15 protein-coding genes are annotated in these 18244 nt (G+C 62.7%); 7 read left to right on the top strand and 8 right to left on the bottom strand.

What is annotated here, in order from left to right; translation table 11 throughout:
• Positions 1 to 34 precede the first annotated feature (34 nt).
• Positions 35 to 4504 (top strand): hemagglutinin repeat-containing protein, encoded by a 4470-nt coding sequence (locus KKQ10_RS10385; protein ID WP_215501028.1) that lies wholly within the window; start codon positions 35 to 37, stop codon positions 4502 to 4504.
• A gap of 135 nt (positions 4505 to 4639) precedes the next feature.
• Here the strand turns inward: KKQ10_RS10385 and nhaA are convergent, their stop codons facing one another.
• Positions 4640 to 5848, bottom strand: a complete 1209-nt coding sequence (nhaA, locus tag KKQ10_RS10380; protein ID WP_215501100.1) for a Na+/H+ antiporter NhaA — start codon at positions 5846 to 5848, stop codon at positions 4640 to 4642.
• Positions 5849 to 6080: 232 nt separating this feature from the next.
• Between nhaA and KKQ10_RS10375 the strand changes: the two genes are divergently transcribed.
• Positions 6081 to 6458: a c-type cytochrome gene (locus KKQ10_RS10375; RefSeq protein WP_127652126.1), complete on the top strand. Its 378-nt coding sequence runs from the start codon at positions 6081 to 6083 to the stop codon at positions 6456 to 6458.
• 105 nt (positions 6459 to 6563) lie between these two features.
• Here the strand turns inward: KKQ10_RS10375 and KKQ10_RS10370 are convergent, their stop codons facing one another.
• On the bottom strand, positions 6564 to 7715 hold the full coding sequence (locus tag KKQ10_RS10370; RefSeq protein WP_215501027.1) for an MFS transporter: 1152 nt from the start codon (positions 7713 to 7715) through the stop codon (positions 6564 to 6566).
• Between the two features lie 371 nt (positions 7716 to 8086).
• Here KKQ10_RS10370 and KKQ10_RS10365 point away from each other — a divergent pair, with 371 nt between their 5' ends.
• The gene (locus KKQ10_RS10365) at positions 8087 to 9067 is read left to right on the top strand and encodes a diaminopimelate epimerase (RefSeq protein WP_215501026.1); all 981 of its coding nucleotides are present in this window, start codon (positions 8087 to 8089) and stop codon (positions 9065 to 9067) included.
• A 142-nt stretch (positions 9068 to 9209) separates the two neighbouring features.
• Here KKQ10_RS10365 and codA read toward each other — a convergent pair whose 3' ends face one another.
• The 5 genes from codA to KKQ10_RS10340 form a co-directional block, all read right to left on the bottom strand.
• The gene (codA, locus tag KKQ10_RS10360; protein WP_215501025.1) at positions 9210 to 10457 is read right to left on the bottom strand and encodes a cytosine deaminase; all 1248 of its coding nucleotides are present in this window, start codon (positions 10455 to 10457) and stop codon (positions 9210 to 9212) included.
• Between the two features lie 14 nt (positions 10458 to 10471).
• Positions 10472 to 11743 carry a cytosine permease gene (gene codB / locus KKQ10_RS10355; protein ID WP_215501024.1) on the bottom strand — a complete coding sequence of 424 codons (1272 nt, stop codon included), beginning with the start codon at positions 11741 to 11743 and terminating at the stop codon, positions 10472 to 10474.
• Between the two features lie 240 nt (positions 11744 to 11983).
• On the bottom strand, positions 11984 to 12796 hold the full coding sequence (locus tag KKQ10_RS10350; protein ID WP_215501023.1) for an alpha/beta fold hydrolase: 813 nt from the start codon (positions 12794 to 12796) through the stop codon (positions 11984 to 11986).
• 191 nt (positions 12797 to 12987) lie between these two features.
• The gene (gene queD, locus KKQ10_RS10345) at positions 12988 to 13344 is read right to left on the bottom strand and encodes a 6-carboxytetrahydropterin synthase QueD (protein ID WP_007955941.1); all 357 of its coding nucleotides are present in this window, start codon (positions 13342 to 13344) and stop codon (positions 12988 to 12990) included.
• A gap of 95 nt (positions 13345 to 13439) precedes the next feature.
• On the bottom strand, positions 13440 to 14519 hold the full coding sequence (locus KKQ10_RS10340) for a patatin-like phospholipase family protein (protein ID WP_127652221.1): 1080 nt from the start codon (positions 14517 to 14519) through the stop codon (positions 13440 to 13442).
• Between the two features lie 235 nt (positions 14520 to 14754).
• Between KKQ10_RS10340 and KKQ10_RS10335 the strand changes: the two genes are divergently transcribed.
• Genes KKQ10_RS10335 through KKQ10_RS10320 form a run of 4 tightly spaced genes read left to right on the top strand, consistent with a single transcriptional unit; the run spans position 14755 to position 17365 of the window.
• Positions 14755 to 15063 (top strand): PepSY domain-containing protein, encoded by a 309-nt coding sequence (locus tag KKQ10_RS10335; protein ID WP_127652220.1) that lies wholly within the window; start codon positions 14755 to 14757, stop codon positions 15061 to 15063.
• The gene (locus tag KKQ10_RS10330; protein ID WP_127652219.1) at positions 15063 to 15383 is read left to right on the top strand and encodes a PepSY domain-containing protein; all 321 of its coding nucleotides are present in this window, start codon (positions 15063 to 15065) and stop codon (positions 15381 to 15383) included. The genes KKQ10_RS10335 and KKQ10_RS10330 overlap by 1 nt, the downstream gene beginning before the upstream one ends.
• Before the next feature lie 3 nt (positions 15384 to 15386).
• A complete protein-coding gene (locus KKQ10_RS10325) occupies positions 15387 to 16055 on the top strand; it encodes a response regulator transcription factor (protein ID WP_127652218.1) in 669 nt (222 codons plus the stop codon).
• The gene (locus KKQ10_RS10320; RefSeq protein WP_215501022.1) at positions 16052 to 17365 is read left to right on the top strand and encodes a sensor histidine kinase; all 1314 of its coding nucleotides are present in this window, start codon (positions 16052 to 16054) and stop codon (positions 17363 to 17365) included. The genes KKQ10_RS10325 and KKQ10_RS10320 overlap by 4 nt, the downstream gene beginning before the upstream one ends.
• Before the next feature lie 110 nt (positions 17366 to 17475).
• Here KKQ10_RS10320 and KKQ10_RS28710 read toward each other — a convergent pair whose 3' ends face one another.
• On the bottom strand, positions 17476 to 18231 hold the full coding sequence (locus KKQ10_RS28710; RefSeq protein WP_371262551.1) for a methyl-accepting chemotaxis protein: 756 nt from the start codon (positions 18229 to 18231) through the stop codon (positions 17476 to 17478).
• Positions 18232 to 18244: the final 13 nt, after the last annotated feature.

Here is an 18244-nt window from a genome sequence, read left to right as displayed (position 1 = left end):
CGCCGTGATGCCGTACTTACATGGAGACGTTTTTATGCCAGCACATACCTTTGCATTCCATCTTTCTCCTCGGGGCAAATTGCGCTGGGCGATCGCCAGCCTGTTCTTCGCCGTGCACCTGCCCAGCGCCATCGCCGGCGGTGTGGTGGTCGCACCCGGGCCCGGCGGCACCGCGCAATTGCAGACCCAGGGCGGTGTGCCCATCGTCAATATCGTCGCGCCCAACGGCTCGGGCCTGTCGCACAACCAGTTCCTCGACTACAACGTCGACCGTCAGGGCCTGGTGCTGAACAACGCCTTGCAGGCCGGGCAATCGCAGCTCGCCGGGCAACTGGCGGCCAACCCGCAACTGCAGGGGCAGGCGGCCAGCGTGATCCTCAACGAGGTGATCAGCCGCAACCCGTCAGCCATCAATGGCGCCCAGGAAATCTTCGGCCGCGCCGCCGATTACGTGCTGGCCAACCCCAACGGCATTTCGGTGAACGGCGGCAGTTTCATCAACACGCCAAACACCAATCTGGTGGTCGGTCGTCCGGAACTGAACGACGGCAAACTGCAAGCGCTGAACACCCGCGACGCCAGCGGCCAGTTGCAGATTCAGAGCGGCGGCCTGCGCAACGGCGAAGGCTCGATCAACCTGATCGCGCCGCGTATCGACAGCCAGGGCGCGATCAATGCCCGCGATCAACTGAACCTCACGGTCGGGCGCAATCAGGTGGATTACGCCAGCGGTCAGGTCAACGCCGTAGACCCGGCGGGCCACACCTCAGATCAACGCATCGACGCCAGCCTGTTCGGTGCGATGCAGGCCGGGCGCATCAACATCGTCAGCACCGCCGAAGGTGCGGGCGTGCGCGTGGGCGCGGTGCAAGTGGCGGGGCGTGACGGCGTGCAGATTCGTTCTGCCGGCGACCTCAGCGTCAGCGGCGAAGCGATCCCTAACAGCCTTGAAGTGACCCGTGCCGGTATCCGCAGCAGTCAGGGCGATGTCGGCCTGCACAGCGGCAAGGACCTGACCCTGGCCGCCGCCGATGTCAGCGGTCGCGACGTCAGCGTCGATGCCAAACGCAACCTGACCCTCAGCACCGTCGAAAGCCGCAAGCTCCAGGAAAAGCGCGAAAACTGGAGCAACAGCACCATCGGTATCACCTGGGAAACCTACGACCGCACCCAGACCGACAGCGATTCGCGCCAGCACGGCAGCCAGATCGTCGCCAGCGGTGATGCGAAATTGTCCTCCGGCAACGACACTGAGCTCAAAGCGGCCAAGGTCGAAGCGGCGAAGAACCTCGATGTGCAGAGCGGCGGCGATCTGCGCCTGACCGCGGCCACCGAAAGCCACACCCAGACCGATCAGGGCAACCACCGCAAGCATCTGTGGAAGGCTGACTGGAACACCAGCAGCGAAGAGCAGCGCAGCATCGGCAGTCAGCTGAAGGGCGGCAATATCGCCCTGCAAACTGCTGCCTTGTTGCGCTCGGAAGGCGCCGAGCTGAACAGCGCCGGCGATGTGAAACTGGCGGGCAAGCAAGTGGACGTCACCACGGCCACGCGCACCAGTCGCAGCAATAACAACAGTTACTCCGGCGACCTGGTCGGCGGTGGTTTCTTCGGCAAGACCGGTGACGCCGACAAGGGCCAGACCCAGCACCAGGGCAGCAAAATCAACGCCGCCGGCAAACTGCTCGTCAAGGCTGACGACGTGCGCATCAGCGGCAGTCAGGTGCGTGGCGGCACCGAGGCCAGTGTGGTCAGCGACCAGGGTTCGCTGGTGATCGACGGCGTGCAGGACACCTCGCACAGCAACAACCACGACAAGGACAGCAAGTTCTTCGGCATCACCAAGGACGAGTCGCGGCAGAACGCCAAGGACAGCACCACGGTGCGCAGCGAGCTGGTTTCGGACAGCAACCTCAAGCTCAAGAGCGCCAAGGACATCGAAGTTGCCGGTTCCACGGTCAAGGCCGGCGGCGCGCTGACGGCGGATGCCGCGGGGGATGTGAACGTGCATTCCACGCAGAACACCCACGACAGCCGCTCGACCACCGAGACCCGTGGCTTCGACGCCTACGCCAAAGAAAACACCCCGGAGCAATACCGCGCCGGGGTGCATTACCAGGACAAACAGCAGACCGTCACCCGCAACGACGTCAACCAGCAAGGCGCAAGCCTCAGCGGCGCCAGCGTGCAGGTGCAGGCGGGCGGCGACCTGACGATCAAGGGCGGTGAGGTCAAATCCACTGCCGGCGACACCACGCTGGGCGGCAAGAACGTGTCGTTGCTGGCCGAACAGGACAGCCATAAAACCTCGACCGACACCTCCAGCACCGGCGGCGGTTTCTACTATACCGGTGGCCTCGACCGCGCCGGCAGTGGCGTCGATTTCGCCCACAGCACTTCGCAAGACACCAGCAGCAAGACCACCGCGCAAACCACCAGCGTGCAGAGCAGCGGCGGCCTGACCATCAACGCTGACAAACTGCTGACCGAAGGCGCGCAGGTCAAGGCCGGCAATGGTTTGAACGTCGCGGCTAACGAAATCGACAACCGCGCGGCCAGCAACACCGACAGCAGCACTCACAGCCAGAGCAACTGGTCGGCGGACATCGGTGCCAACGTCGAGTACAAGGACATCGCCCGCCCGATTGCCGGTGCGGTCAAGGATGTGCTCAACGGCAAGGTGCCGGACAAGGACGGCCTGAGCAATCTCGGCCAGCCGAACGTCGGCATCGACGTGGCGATCGGTCACGCAAGCGCCGACAAGACCGAGCAGAGCAGTCACGCGGTGGTCAGCCGTTTCGACGGCGGCAGCGTCGAGGTGAAAACCGCCGGCACCCTGCACGATCAGGGCACCCAGTACAACGCCAGCACCGGCAAGGTGAACCTCAGCGCTGACAAACTGCTCGCCGACGCCGCCAGCAATACCCACAGCAGCACGGATAACGCCGTGGACGCCAAGGTCGACGTGCGGGTCTACACCAAGACTGGTGAGGACGTTAACGTCGCCGGCAGCGGCGCCGGTGGCAATAGCTACAGCAGCAAGGACAGCAGCACGGCGGTGGTTGGCGGGTATGCCGGCGATCAGGGCGTGAACATCAATGTCGGCGGTGACGCGCAGTTCGCCGGCAGCCGTTTCGACGGCGGGCAGGGCGGTGTGAGCGTCAAGACTAGCGGCGATCTGGCGCTGAATCAGGCCAACGACCGCCAGAGCAGCAGCGACTCCAGCCTGCGCGGCAACGGCTCACTGACGGTCGGCACCTTGCCGGGCACTGACGGCACCAACGTCGACCTCGGCGCCGGGTTCCAGCTTGACCACACCGGCAAGCAGACCAGCGACAGTCAGGCCCATGTTGCGAGCATCAGCGGCAACGGTGCGGTGCAACTGAGCAGCGGCGGCAACCAGGTCCAGCAAGGCACGAAGATCGACAGCACCGGCGCCATCGATCTGCACGCTGACGGCAAGCTTGATCTGCAAGCGGCCGTCGATACGCACACCGCGACCGGCAGCAATCTCGGCGGCGGTTTGAAGGGCGGCGGCAGCAAATCCAGCAGCGAGAAGAGTCGTGATCAGGGCGGTAATCTGAGCGGCAACTTCAACATCGGTCGGGTCAACGAACACTCGCAAACCCTGACTGGTGGCCAGATCAACAGCCAGAGCGGTGTGGCTTTGAGCGGTGACGCGGTGCACCTGCAAGGCACGCAAGTCGGCGCGCCGAGCGTCAACATCGATGCGCAGAAGGGCGGTTTCGTCCAGGAGTCGGCGCAGTCCACCGAGAGCCGCAACAACTGGAACGTCGCGCTGAATGCCGGCGGCAACTTGAGCAGCAAGACCCCGACCGCTGCCGATGAAAAAGCCAGCAGCGACCACGGCTTCAACGCCGGGGCCAAGGTCGGTGTCGATTACCTGCAAGGCACCACCCAGCAGAACAGCCAGATCAAGGCTGACAGCGTGGTGCTGAACAGTACCGGTGATGCACAGCTCTCGGGGGCGCGAATTGACGCGAAGACTGTCAGCGGCGAGGTCGTCGGTGATCTGACCGTCGACAGCCGTCAGGACGCGAAGACGCAAGCCAGGGTCGATGTCGATCTGGGGCTGACCGCGAAGAAGAACCCACCGAGCGACAAGGAAAAACTTGCCGGCACCGACTACAAGCCGACGCTGAAAGCGCAGGGCGAATACACGCACAAGGGCAGCGTGACGCAGGCTTCCGGCATCAGTGGTAATCAAGGTGTGAACCTTGCGGTGAGCGGCGCAACGCAGCTGACCGGAGCACGGATCTCGGCGACTGAGGGCAAGGTCGACCTGGGCGGTTCGAAGGTGGGTAGCAGCGATCTGGTCAACCGTGACTACGGGGTGAAAGCCGGGCTGGACCTGCCGCAGAAAACCGAGGAAAACGCACCGAAGGTGTCGTTCGATAACGGCAATCTGAAAGTCGGTCCGGTGACTCTGAGCGGGAATCTGGACAGCCAGACCTTGCAGGCCGGGATCGACGAAAAAGGCTAATCCACACCGCTGTCACAATTGTGGGAGCGAGCCTGCTCGCGAAGGCGTCAATTCAGTCAGCTAATTTGTCGACTGAATCAACGATTTCGCGAGCAGGCTCGCTCCCACATTTTTATCTCGACTAGACCCTTGAAGTCAGTTCGAAGCCTTCGCCTTGCCGGCATTTATCAGCACGACCACCGCCAGCAGTGCGGACAGAATCGAACCCAGCAACACGCCAACCTTCACCGAGTCGACCAGGTGCGGTGCGCCCGGGAACGCCAGCGCGCCGATGAACAGGCTCATGGTGAAGCCGATCCCGCAGAGCAGGGCGACGCCGTACAGTTGCAGCCAGCTCGCGCCTTGCGGCAGTTGCGCCAGACCACTGCGAATCGCCAGGGCACCGAGGCCGAGGATGCCGATCTGCTTGCCGAACAACAGGCCCAGCGCGACGCCCAGCGGTACCGGTTCGAGCAGGTTGCTCGGGGAAATGCCGGTCAACGAAACGCCCGCGTTGGCGAAGCCGAAAATCGGCACCACGGCGAACGCCACCCACGGGTGCATTTTTTCTTCGAGGTACAGCAGCGGCGAATTGTGCTCGTCTTCCGGGTTACCCAGTGGAATGCACAGCGCCAGAATCACCCCGGCGAGGGTCGCGTGGATACCCGATTGCAGCATGAAGAACCACAGCAGGGCGCCGGCGATCAGGTACGGCAAAAGCTTTTTGACGCCGCAACGGTTGAGGATCACCAGGAACGCAATCACCGCCAGCGACGCCAGCAGCATGCTCACCGACAGGCCGCTGGTGTAGAAAATGGCGATGATCACCACCGCGCCCAGGTCATCAAGAATGGCCAGGGCCGAAAGGAAGATTTTCAGCGAGACGGGCACCCGTTTGCCCAGCAGCGACAGCACACCCAAGGCAAAGGCAATGTCGGTGGCAGCGGGAATCGCCCAACCGCTCAGGGTTTCTGGATTACCCCAGTTGATCGCAACATAGATCAGCGCCGGCACCAGCATGCCGCCGAGGGCAGCGAAACCTGGCAGCGCGCGCTGACCCCAGGTCGACAACTGGCCGGCAAGCATTTCGCGCTTGATCTCCAGGCCCACCAGCATGAAGAAGATCGCCATCAGGCCATCATTCACCCAATGTTCGATCGACAAGCCGGCGATCTTGATGTGCAGGGTCGAAAAGTATGTGGCTGCCCACGGCGAGTTGGCGATCAGCAGTGCGGCGAGGGCAGCGGCCATCAGGATCAGGCCACCGGCGGATTCGGCGGCGAAAAAACGCGAGAGAAAGGCCATCGCAGACGGTGAGCCCTGGCGGGCAGGGGCAGATTGCAGGCGTGACGGATCGTGGCTCATAGGCACGGCAACTCCGCGCGGCGGCCCGACCTGCGCTGAATTAAACCTGCCCTGCCGCGTTGTTGCGGTGGCACCCGGGCGGCATTTTACACAATAGGCGGGGGCTTGGGGGGAACGCGGGCGCGGTTTCGGCGCGGCGTGGCGCCGGCCAGCAATTTCTCGAGATGAAGAAACGTTTCCAGATGTGTGCTTAGCTGTACGCCGTTCGTTTCAGTCTCTGACCCCTTTAAAAATGAAAACAACATTCATCGCTTTACTCGTTTTTTTATCAATCACTCAAACATCCCTGTCCTTCGCGGAAAATGCCAACGGCAAGAATCTCTATACACAGCGCTGTGCCGTGTGCCACGGCGCAGATATCAAGGCGACAGGGCCATTGGCCAATAAAAGCAATCCGCCGACACCTGACCTGACAACCTCCGCGTTCAAGAAGCGCCTGAATGATTATCCGGGCGTTATCGTGTCCTCGATAATCCTTCGCCCCAACGGCAACCTGATTCCCAAAACCTTGCAGGACAACGGCGTAAAGATCGCGCCGCATGCCTGGAGTGTTAAGGATTTTCGCGATCTGCATCAATACATGAGTGAGGTGATTTCCAGATCACGATGATCCCGGGATGAGGGCACAATGCCGATGGCAACTTCAACGGCAATGACCCCCAGGTGGACGGGCAGTACGGCGGCGTTGATTTCAGCTCACCACAATCGACGCGGTTCAGACTTTGAGTGTTTTGCCGCCGATCGCCACTGCCACCAACAGCACCGCCATCAACCCGAAAGCAAAACTCAAACTGCTGGCATGGGCGACGAAGCCGATCACCGCCGGCCCCGCCAGAATCCCTGCGTAACCCAGCGTGGTGATCGCCGGCACCGCGATGCTTTCCGGCATCACCGTTTGCTTGCCCACGGCGGTGTACAGCACCGGCACGATGTTCGAGCAGCCAGCGCCGACCAGCGCATAACCCACCAGCGCCGCCTCCCAGCTCGGGGCGAAGGTCGCGAGAAACAGGCCCGCCGCCGCTAACAGACCGCCGAACAGAATGATCCGCGTGGCACCGACACTGCGCACGATCCGGTCACCCATCAGGCGTCCGGCCGTCATGGTCAGGGCGAAGGCGGCGTAACCCAACCCCGCGTAGGCCGTGTCGATTCCGCGTTCCTGCGCCAGGAACACCGCGCTCCAGTCCAGCGCCGCGCCTTCGGTGAGGAACACGATGAAGCACATGCCGCCGATGAACAGCACAATGCCGTGGGGAATGGCGAACGCCGGTCCCGAGCTTTCACTGCCGTACGGCAGCATGTGCGGCACCGCTTTGAACAGCGCGCCGATCAACACCGCCACCACCACTAGCATCGCCGCCAGCGGCGTCAGCCCGAGGCCGAGCAGGGCACTGACACCCGCCGCGCCGACAATCCCGCCGAGGCTGAACAAGCCGTGAAAGCCCGACATCATGTGCTTGCCGCTGGCGCGTTCGACGATCACCGCTTGCAGGTTGACCGTCGAATCCACTGTGCCGAGCCCGGCGCCGAACATGAACAGGGTGGCGATCAACGCCGGAATCGACGACACCGTCGCCAGCAACGGCAACGCCGCGCAAATCAGCAGCGTGCCGCCGGTGGCCACTTTGCGGCAGCCGAACCGCGTGGCGAGAATCCCCGCCAGCGGCATCGCCAGAATCGAACCGACCCCCAGACACAGCAACAGCAGGCCCAACGTGCCTTCATCGAGTCCGGCCCGGGCCTTGGCGTACGGCACCAGCGGCGCCCACGCGGCAATGCCCAGCCCGGCGATGAAAAAAGCGATGCGCGTCGACATCTGTTGCAGGCGTCCGGGGACGAAGGTGTCTTGGGGGTTGAGGCTGGTCATATCGATCCTTGGCAAAAAACGTCGCGTCCCCGAATGACAATGCTCGCGCATCGAGGTTCGATCGCAAGACTCGGGGAAGTGCAGCCGACATCCTAACCTGTGGGAGCGAGCTTGCTCGCGAATGCAGTGCATCAGGCAGTGAATATGGCGACTGACACGCCGCCTTCGCGAGCAAGCTCGCTCCCACAGGGATCTGCGCATGACAGCAGATTTGTGAGCGCCCGCTATTAAATGTGGGAGCGAGCCTGCTCGCGAAAGCGGTGGTTCAGGCGACATTGTCTAACCTGATACTGCGCTCTCGCGAGCAGGCGAACGCCTACAGGGGATCGCGGTTTACAGTGATGGCTTTGACAAGGTGAGTGAGGCCGGTGATGACGCAGTTCTATGACGCGCGGGGCAATATTTACGGGGTGATTTCGCCTGAGGCACTTCGCGAGGCGGGGATCGATTTGCCGATCAGTGCCGCGCAGTGTGCGTTGTCGAGACAGGCGTGGAGCCAGGCAACCATTGCCCTGTGTTGCGACTGGCCTGAGGGGCAGCGTCCGGCGGGGAGCAAATCGCACCGCAGCGATGGCTTATTGATTGGGCCGTTTCAGTCGGCAGCGCCATTCGACGTGCTGATCGTCAACACCGACGGCACCCTGGCCGAGCGCAGTGGCAATGGCCTGACGATCTTTTCCCAATCCCTGCTTGAGCAGGGGCTGATGCCCGCGGAAGGCGCGTTGCTAAGGGTGCATCACGACAAGGGCGATGCCGTGCAAACCTCGGTGAAACTGGCCGAAGTCGAAGGCGTTAACGGCTTCTGGCTGGACCTCGGTCAACCGGGTTTCGGGCCATCGGCGGTGGGGGCACAGACTGTTGAAAACCGTGAGTTCAATGGTCATGAAGTCAGCCACGTTGCGCCATTGGCCCAGCTCGATCCCGCGTGGCAGCACAGCCAGTTCGTGCGCCTCGGCAACCCGCATTGCGTGACGTTGCTGACCGACGTCGCCGCGTTGCCGAACAACTCACAAATGCGCCAATCGCCATGGGCAGAAGGCCTGACCCGAATCGCCTACGCCATGCCCACCGGCGCCGGCCAGCCGTGCCCGGCGGGCGTCAATCTGCAATGGGCCGCGCGCGAATCAGCGCAACGTATCGTCGCGCGGGTGTTCGAGCGCGGGGAAGGGCCGACGGCGTCTTCCGGCACCAGTGCCAGTGCGGTGGCCTGTGCTGCATGGGCGGTGGGCTGGGTGGTGAGCGGTGAGGTGCACGTGGTCATGCCGGGCGGGACGGCGCCTGTTTTGCTTGAGGAAGAGCGGGGGGAATTGGTGCGGGTCAGACTGTTCGGTACGGCGCGATTGATGGGTTGAAGCGGTAATCGTTTTCGCGAGCAGGGTTGCGTGGTGGACGCGAGGTCTGTAGGAGCTGCCGCAGGCTGCGATCTTTTGACTTTGATTCTCAAAACAAGATCAAAAGATCGCAGCCTGCGGCAGCTCCTACAGGGGCGCTCTATCAATTCACATGGCTGCTGAACTCCACCACCGGCATCTGCCGCTTCATCAGCACCTTGCCGCCGCGAATCGAATACAACGGCAGACCCTGGCTGCGGATCACTTCGTAATCGCTGTCTGCCGACAGAATCAGCAGGTTGGCCGGGCGGCCCTGTTCCAGACCGTAACGGTCGCCCAGGTGCATGGCCCTGGCGCTGTTGTCGGTGACCAGGTCCAGCGCGTTCTGCAGGTTGCGGTAGCCGAGCATGTGGCAAATGTGCAGCCCGGCCTCGAGCACACGCAGGATGTTGCCGTTGCCCAGCGGGTACCATGGATCGACGATGGAGTCCTGGCCGAAACACACGTTCATCCCGGCTTCGAGCAGCTCGTTGACCCGGGTCACGCCACGGCGTTTGGGGAAGTTGTCGAAGCGCCCCTGCAGGTGAATGCTTTCGGTCGGGCACGAGACAAAACTGATCCCGGAATGCCCGAGCAGGCGGAACAGTTTAGCGCAATAGGCGTTGTCATAAGAGCCCATCGCCGTGGTGTGGCTGGCGGTAACCCGTGCGCCCATGTCGCGGCTGCGCGCTTCTTCGGCGAGCACTTCGAGAAAGCGCGAATGCGGGTCGTCGGTTTCGTCGCAGTGCACGTCCACCAGGCACCCGGTGCGCTCGGCCAGGTCCATCAGAAACTTCACGGAGCTGACGCCCTGATCACGGGTGTACTCGAAATGCGGGATGCCGCCGACCACATCGGCGCCCAAGCGAATCGCTTCCTCCATCAGCTCGCGACCGTTGCGGAACGACTCGATGCCCTCCTGCGGGAACGCGACGATTTGCAGGTCGATCAAGTGCCGGGTTTCTTCGCGCACTTCGAGCATCGCCTTGAGCGCTGTGAGCTGCGGGTCGGTGACGTCGACGTGGGTGCGCACGTGCTGGATGCCATGGGCGGCCAGCGCCTGAATGGTCTTCTTGGCGCGGGTTTTGGTGTCTTCTTCGGTGATGGTGACCTTGCGCTCGCCCCAGCACTCGATGCCCTCGAACAGCGTGCCGCTCATGTTCCAGCGCGGCTCGCCGGCCGTCAGGGTGGCATCGAGGTGGATGTGCGGTTCGACGAAGGGCGGCACCACCAGATTGCCACCGGCGTCGAGGTCGCCGGGGTTGAGGGTCGGGGCTTCGGTCTGGCGACCGATGCTGCGGATCAGACCGTCCTCCAGGTGCAATTCGTGCAAACCGTCCTGGTTGCGCAGTCGGGCGTTGATGATGTGCATCAGGCGAATCCTTCTTATAGGTCTTGTAGTGGCGCAGTGGCGCGACGGGCGCCGAGCAGGCCGGTGACGATGACATACGTTAGCGCGGCGGCGGCAATCCCTACCAGCGGCGCGACCCACGGCGAGTGGAACGCAGCGAGCGTGCCGACCGCGTAAGCCCCCAGCCCCGGCCAGTTGAACGCCGGCAGCCGTGCGTCGGCCAGACGCGGATAGCGCCCGCGCCAACGGAAGAAAAAGTCGGCCATGATCACTCCGCCAATCGGCGGGATCACCGTGCCCAGCAGAATCAGGTACGGCACCAGCATGTCGTACATGCCCAGCAAGGCGAGCAGGGTGCCGATCACCGCGCCCGCCAGAGTCACGGTCTTGCGTCGCCCGGTGCGCAGCAGGTTGCAACCGGCGACGGCGAAGTTGTAGATGGTGTTGTCCTGAGTGCTCCAGATATTGAGCAACAGCATCGCCATCGCGGCCATGGCGAACCCTTGCAGCAGCAACACTTCAACCACGTCCGGCTGTTGATAGACGATCGCACCGTAGGCGCCGATCAGCACCATCAGGCCGTTGCCGACGAAGAAACCGATCAGACTGGCCAGCACCGCCACCCGCGCCGAACGCGAGAAGCGTGTCCAGTTGGTCGCCTGGGTCGCGCCGCTGACGAAGGTGCCGAACACCAGGGTGATGGCGGTCGACCAATCCAGCGAACCCGTCGGCACCACACTGAGCAAACCTTCGAGGCCGCCGACTTTCACCGTTGCCACCCACATCGACAGCATCAACAGCAACATCATTGCCGGCACCGCGATGTACGACAGGATCTCCAGGCCGCGATAACCGACATACGCCGTGGCGCAGAACATCAGGCCGAACAGCACCATCAGGCCGAGCACCGTGCCTTGATCCAGGGCGAAGTATTTGCCAATCACCACGGCAGCGGTCGCGGTGCCCCAGGCGTACCAGCCGATCTGGGTGAAACCGAGGATCAGGTCGCTGAGCTTGCTGCCGACCTCACCGAAACAGAACCGCCCCATCAGCACCGAGTTGAGACCGCTCTTGAAGGCGATGTACCCCAGGCCTGCCGCGTACAGCCCGAGCAGCAGATTGCCGACGATGATCACCACAAGCATCTCGCTGAAACTGAACGCCACACCGAGCTTGCCGCCGGCAAACATGGTCGCGGTGAAAAACGTGAAACCGAGCAAGACCATGGCCGTGGAGGCCAGGCCTTTGCGGGCATGCATGGGGACTTCGCTGAGCGGGTAATCGTTACCAGGATCGTTCTGCGTCATGGGGCGGTCCTTGCTGGAAGGGAGGAGACGCGGGGGAGGGTTGCAGTGGTCGTGCCAAATGCCGGGTGGCGCGGGTTATGTATAGACGAGTCGCGTCGGCAGGCGCGAAAACAGTGCACCTGAACAGACCGAGGCCCAATGTAGGAGCTGCCGAAGGCTGCGATCTTTTGATCTTGTTTTAAAAAGCAAAATCAAAAGATCGCAGCCTTCGGCAGCTCCTACAGGTGGATAGGTGTTGGGTCAGAGGAAGCGCAGCAGGGCGGCGACGATGGCTTCGGGGGCGTCTTCCTGAACGAGGTGGCCGGCGTCGGGGATCGGGTGAAATCGTGACCCCGGGATCATCTGCTGTAACGCGCGGCCACGCTCGACGGGAATCCACTGATCGTCTTCGCCCCAAAGAATCTGCACCGGGCAGCGAATCGTTGGGTACAAACCTTCGGCCTCACGGGTGTAGCGCTCGTCCATCTGCGCGATCTGCCGATAGAACGCCGCTTGCCCCGGATCGCCGAGCCACGGTTGCACGTAGGGCGCCAGTTCGGCGTCGGGGATGTCGCGGTGAATCGCCCCGCGAATATACGTCGGGACGATGGCGCGCTGGATGTAATCCGGCAGCCCGCTGAACGCCGCTTCATGCTGGCGCACATGCTGCACGAACGGCGAACCCCACGGCGTCAGCGCCACCGGATCGATCAGCGTGAGGCTGCGGTAGTCCTTGCCATTGAGCAAATGCGTGCGCAACGCGGTGGCGCCGCCGAAGTCATGGGCGACGACGTCCGGGCGCTGGAGGTTCCAGTGATCGAGCAACTGCGCCAGTAGCTGATTCTGCACGCCGAGCGAGACATCGGCCTCCGGTTGCGCGGAGCGCCCGTAACCCAGCAGGTCGAAATAATGCACCCGGTGACTGGTAAAGAAATACGGCGCGATGCGGTGCCACACGTAGGACGAAAACGGTGTGCCATGCACGAACACCAGCGGCGGGCCGTCACCGCGCACGGCATGGCGCACTTGATGCCCGTTGAAGTCAAAGACCTGATCCAGCAGCCAGTCCGTCATCGGCCTGTCCTCTTGGCGGGTTTGAGCCAAAAAGCATAGGCATAAAAAAACAGCCGTGAAGGCTGTTCTCTATTTTCCTGACCAACACCATTTCCTGTAGGAGCTGCCGCAGGCTGCGATCTTTTGATCTTAAAAATCAAGATCAAAAGATCGCAGCCTGCGGCAGCTCCTACAAGGGAATCGGTGTTGAATCACTCACCGCGATAAATGCAACCGCTGGTGCACGTCTCGTGAATCCGGATCGCGCTCAGTTCCGGCAGCAGTGGCTTCAGTTCATTCCAGATGAATTTGGCCAGCACTTCGCTGGTCGGGTTTTCCAGGCCGGGAATATCGTTCAGGTAGTTGTGATCGAGACGCTCGTACAGCGGCTTGAAGATCGCCTTGATCTCGGAGAAATCGCGGATCCAGCCGGTGTGCGGATCGAGGTCGCCGCTCAGGTGAATCGCTACCTTGAACGAGTGACCGTGCAGGCGACCGCACTTGTGGCCGTCCGGTACGTGCGGCAGGCGGTGGGCGGACTCGAATGTAAATTCCTTGAAGATTTCCACAGTATTTTCGGCTCTGTTCAGGTGGCGTTCGCCGCAGCGATTCGGGCAGGCGGCGAGTTTACCAGCTTGTGTTTGGCGATGCGGGAAAACACTGACTAAAGGGTCAGCAAGCGCTCGGCGAGGCGACCGTTGGCGCTCAGCTCGAGAAATTCGTCGCCCAGTCGCCGGCTCTCGTCCATCGCCGCGTGCCAGTATTTCTGCCGGCTCGGCGCATCGCCCATGAAGCGCTTGAAGTCGTTGCGGTCGGGCAGTTTGCCGTAGGGCAGGCGCGCCAGGTACTCCTTCGACGGCGCGAGCAACAGCACGTCCTGCAAGCGCTCGACCGAGGCACGGCGCCAGGGCAGGGTCTTGTCGAACCAGCCGGGGATCACCCGGTCGGTGAAGTGCGGATAGAGCACGATGCCGTCGCCGCTGTAGGGCAGGTCGAGGTGATAGTCGAGCAGGCCGCCATCGCGGAACGTGCCGGCACCGGCGCCCGGCAGGTCGCGCACGCCTTCCATGACCATCGGGATCGAACCGGAGGCCAGCAGCGCTTGACGCAGGTTGCTCGCATTGAGGGCGACGAAGCGCGACGGGAAGTCATGCAGCGCATTGACCGGCGGGGCGAGGCGCGGGTCGTGAATGATCAGGCGTTCGAAGTGTCGCGACAGCCGTGCGCGGCCGCGCAGGTTATCGGCAATCACCGAACCCAGCGCCAGACCGAGGCGGCCGCGATGGTCGTCGGCCAGGCGCCCGTGGCTTTTGACCACCATGATGTTCAGGCGGTAGTCGGCGTTGTTGAGGATGCTGGCGTCGCGGCCGTCGAGCAGGTCATTGAGCATGCGCTGCGAGCTCTGGCTGATCTCGGCCATGGTCACGCCCTTGTTGAAATTCTGCTCGGCGTACAGCTGGCCGAGCCGGCGGATGCCTTCGGCGGCGTCCGGCAGACAGGCGCTGGCGAAGCGCCAGGAGCCGACCGACGCACCGATCAGCGAGCGCTCACGCGGCGCGCTCGGCAGCCATTCGCCGAACAGCGCCAGATCCAGCCCCTGAATCCCCAACGCCTTCGGACCACCTGCCGCACCGGGCAGTGTGCCGACGTCAGCGGCGTTCAGGCCCTGGGCACGAATACGCGCCATGGCCCGGGGGCCGGCCTTGAGGGTGAGGGCGGGGAACTTGATGTGGATGGCGGTCATACCGGTCTCGATCGTTAGCAAGCGAACAATTATAAGCACATGTTGCCGCTTTTGTAGGAGCTGCCGGAGGCTGCGATCTTTTGACTTTTAAAAGCAAGATCAAAAGATCGCAGCCTCCGGCAGCTCCTACAGGGGAAAATGTGTTGAGCCAGGGCAATGATGGCAATTCAGTTTCAGTTAAGTTCATCCCGCTAAGGTGCCCACCGTAGCTGCACATAAAAATACGGAGACACCCATGAAAACCCTGACTGCCCTGTCCATTGCCACGATCATCGGCCTGACCGCCAGCCTCGCCCACGCCCGCGATCTTGGCCCCGATGAAGCCCTGCGCCTGCGCGACGCTGGTACTATCGTCTCCTTCGAGAAGCTCAACGCCACGGCGCTGGCCAGACACCCGGGTTCGACCATCACCGATACCGAGCTGGAAGAGCAGTACGGCAAGTACATCTACCAGATCGAAATGCGTGACCCGCAAGGGCTGAAGTGGGACCTGGAACTGGATGCGGTCAGTGGGCAAGTGCTCAGGGATCATCAGGATACTTAATGAAGCCGTATTTGTTACAGCCACGCACCGGGAGCCGCCTGGCCCTGGTGCTATTGGCATTCTGCTCGGTGGCGGTGGCCCGCGACCTGGACCAGGACGAAGCCCTGCGCCTGCGGCAGCAGGGTGTGATCCTGCCGCTGGAGCAAGTGCTGCAAAAGGCGCTGGATCGCTATCCGGGGGCCAAACTGCTGGAAGTCGAGCTGGAGGAAAAGCACGACGTCTATGTTTATGAAGTCGAACTGCTGACCGTCGAGGGCGTCGCGCGCGAACTGCACCTGAAGGCCGACAGCGGCGAATTAGTGAAAGACAAGGAAGATTGAACGATGCGTTTACTTCTGGTGGAAGACCACGTGCCGCTGGCCGACGAATTGCTCGCCGGTCTGCAGCGTCAGGGGTATGCGGTGGACTGGCTGGCGGACGGGCGCGATGCGGTCTATCAGGGTAGCAGCGAGCCCTATGACCTGATCATTCTCGACCTCGGCCTGCCCGGCGTGCCCGGGTTGGAGGTGCTGGCGCAATGGCGTGCCGGTGGGCTGTCGACCCCGGTGCTGATCCTCACCGCCCGCGATTCCTGGGCCGAGCGCATCGAAGGCCTGAAGGCCGGTGCCGACGATTATCTGACCAAACCGTTCCACCCCGAAGAGCTGCACCTGCGGGTGCAATCGCTGTTGCGTCGTTCCAAGGGCCAGGCCAACCAGCCAACGCTGAAGGCGGCCGGCCTGCATCTGGATGAGGGTCGCCAGTGTGTGATTCGCGACGGCAGCGAGATTCAACTGACCGCCGCCGAATTCCGCCTGCTGCGTTATTTCATGCTGCACCCGGAACAGATCCTGTCGAAAACCCACCTCGCCGAGCACCTTTACGACGGCGAGACCGAGCGTGATTCCAACGTCCTTGAAGTCCACGTCAATCACCTGCGGCGCAAGCTGGGCAAAGCCGTGATCGAAACCCGTCGCGGCCAGGGTTACCTGTTCGGCGGGCAAGCTTCGTGAGGTCGATCCAGCGCCGTTTGAGCCTGGGGTTGATCAGCGTGATGGTGATCGTCGGCCTGGTGCTGGCGCAAACCAGCCTGTGGTTGTTCGAAGTGGGGCTGCAGCGTTATCTGGAAGCCGGCCTGCGCAACGACAGCGAAAGTCTGCTGGTGGCGCTGGTGCGTGGCCCGCAAGGTTTGCAGCTGGATGAGCGACACCTGTCGCCGGCGTATCAGCGACCGTTTTCCGGGCATTACTTCCGCATCGATTTTGCCGACAGCCATTGGCGTTCGCGTTCGCTGTGGGATCAGGACTTGCCGCTGCTTGAGCATCCTGGCCTGCACAGCAACCTGCAACTGGGCCCGGACGGTCAGCAGTTGCTGGTGTTGCGTTCCGATTACCGGCGCCTCGGGCAGTCGATCTCGATCAGCGTCGCCCAGGATTACACCCCGGTGCGCGAGAGTTTTCAGCGCATGCGTCAGATCGGCCTCGGCCTCGGGCTGACCGGTTTGCTGCTGATCCTGCTGCTGCAGCGCATCACCGTGCGCCGCGCCTTGCGCCCGCTGGAACGCGCCCGCGAGCAGATCGCCCAGTTGCAGCAGGGCCAGCGTTCGCAACTCGACGATCAGGTGCCGGTCGAGCTGGAACCGCTGGTGGCGCAGATCAACCATTTGCTGGCGCACACCGAAGACAGCCTCAAGCGCTCGCGCAATGCACTGGGCAATCTGGGCCATGCCTTGAAAACGCCATTGGCGGTGCTGTTGAGTCTGGCTTCGAGCGAAAAACTCGATGCCCATCCCGAGTTACGCAAGATCCTCAAGGAACAGCTGGAACAGGTGCAGCAGCGGCTTAATCGTGAACTCAATCGTGCGCGGTTATCCGGTGATGCGCTGCCCGGTGCACTGTTCGATTGCGATGCGGAACTGCCGGGACTGTTGGCGACGCTGAACATGATCCACGGCGAGCACTTGAGCTTGAGCTACGTCGCGCCACCGGGGCTGCAACTGCCGTGGGATCGTGAGGATCTGCTGGAGCTGCTCGGCAACCTGCTGGACAACGCCTGTAAATGGGCAGACGCCGAGGTGCGCTTGAGTGTGATCGAGCGTACCGACGGCTTTGCCCTGAGCGTGGAAGATGACGGCCCGGGGATCCCCGAAGAGCAGCGCGCTCAGGTGTTCAGCCGGGGCACGCGGCTGGATGAACAAACCCACGGGCATGGCTTGGGGCTGGGGATTGTCCGGGATATCGTCGAGACGTGGGGCGGGTTGCTGGTGTTGGGCGAGAGCGAGTGGGGCGGGTTGAAGGTGGTGATCGAGTTGCCACGCCGCTAATCCCTGTAGGAGCTGCCGCAGGCTGCGATCTTTTGACTTTGGATTTTTAAAAAACAAGATCAAAAGATCGCAGCCTGCGGCAGCTCCTACAGTGAAATAGCGGGGAACTGTCAGACGCGGAACTGATCCATCAGACTCTGCTGCTGATTCGCCAGGCTGTTCAGCGACTGGCTCACCCGCGCCGACTCGTTGGCCTGCCCGGACAGCGATTCAGTCACGTCGCGAATGGTCGCCACGTTGTTGTTGATCTCCTCGGCCACTGCGCTCTGTTCCTCCGCCGCGCTGGCGATCTGCAAGTTCATGTCGCTGATCACCGTCACCGCATCGCCGATCTGGCGCAGTGCGGTCACCGCTTGCCCGACCTGTTCGACACTGCCCTGAGCCTGGCGATGGCTATTGCCCATGGAACCGACCACGTCCTGGGTACCGGTCTGCAGTTGTTCGATCACCTGACGGGTTTCTTCCACCGACTCTTGCGTGCGGCGGGCGAGGTTGCGCACTTCGTCGGCGACCACGGCAAAACCACGCCCGGCTTCACCGGCACGCGCCGCTTCGATCGCCGCGTTGAGCGCCAGCAGGTTGGTCTGTTCGGCGATGGCGCGGATGGTTTCCAGCACGGTGCCGATCTTCTCGCTGTTGGCGGCCAGGCCTTCGACCTGGACCATCGCCGCGCTCATGTCGGCGGCGAGGGTGTCGATGCTCGCGGTGGTGCGGTCGATCACGGTCAGGCCCTGACGCGTGGCGCGATCAGCATCCTTGGCGGCCTCGGCAGCCTGCGCGGCGCTGCGGGCGACGTCTTGCGCGGTGGCGCTCATTTCGTGGGACGCGGTGGCGACCTGATCGACCTGGCGGTATTGCTGCTCCATGCCGGCGCTGGTC

The organism is Pseudomonas sp. MG-9 (assembly GCF_018729515.1).
Taxonomy (GTDB): Bacteria; Pseudomonadota; Gammaproteobacteria; order Pseudomonadales; family Pseudomonadaceae; genus Aquipseudomonas; species Aquipseudomonas serboccidentalis.
Note: the sequence above shows the minus strand (reverse complement) of the source record. Positions and strands in the feature narration are given on the sequence as shown.

Bases quoted from the DNA above. Each gene is read 5' to 3' on its own strand.
- KKQ10_RS10335 (WP_127652220.1), top strand. From the start codon at position 14,755: ATGAAAACCCTGACTGCCCTGTCCATTGCCACGATCATCGGCCTGACC.
- KKQ10_RS10350 (WP_215501023.1), bottom strand. From the start codon at position 12,796: ATGACGGACTGGCTGCTGGATCAGGTCTTTGACTTCAACGGGCATCAA.
- KKQ10_RS10340 (WP_127652221.1), bottom strand. From the start codon at position 14,519: ATGACCGCCATCCACATCAAGTTCCCCGCCCTCACCCTCAAGGCCGGC.
- KKQ10_RS10385 (WP_215501028.1), top strand. From the start codon at position 35: ATGCCAGCACATACCTTTGCATTCCATCTTTCTCCTCGGGGCAAATTG.
- KKQ10_RS10330 (WP_127652219.1), top strand. From the start codon at position 15,063: ATGAAGCCGTATTTGTTACAGCCACGCACCGGGAGCCGCCTGGCCCTG.
- codA (WP_215501025.1), bottom strand. From the start codon at position 10,457: ATGCACATCATCAACGCCCGACTGCGCAACCAGGACGGTTTGCACGAA.
- KKQ10_RS10375 (WP_127652126.1), top strand. From the start codon at position 6,081: ATGAAAACAACATTCATCGCTTTACTCGTTTTTTTATCAATCACTCAA.
- nhaA (WP_215501100.1), bottom strand. From the start codon at position 5,848: ATGAGCCACGATCCGTCACGCCTGCAATCTGCCCCTGCCCGCCAGGGC.
- KKQ10_RS10370 (WP_215501027.1), bottom strand. From the start codon at position 7,715: ATGACCAGCCTCAACCCCCAAGACACCTTCGTCCCCGGACGCCTGCAA.
- KKQ10_RS10325 (WP_127652218.1), top strand. From the start codon at position 15,387: ATGCGTTTACTTCTGGTGGAAGACCACGTGCCGCTGGCCGACGAATTG.
- KKQ10_RS10365 (WP_215501026.1), top strand. From the start codon at position 8,087: ATGACGCAGTTCTATGACGCGCGGGGCAATATTTACGGGGTGATTTCG.
- codB (WP_215501024.1), bottom strand. From the start codon at position 11,743: ATGACGCAGAACGATCCTGGTAACGATTACCCGCTCAGCGAAGTCCCC.
- KKQ10_RS28710 (WP_371262551.1), bottom strand. From the start codon at position 18,231: ATGGAGCAGCAATACCGCCAGGTCGATCAGGTCGCCACCGCGTCCCAC.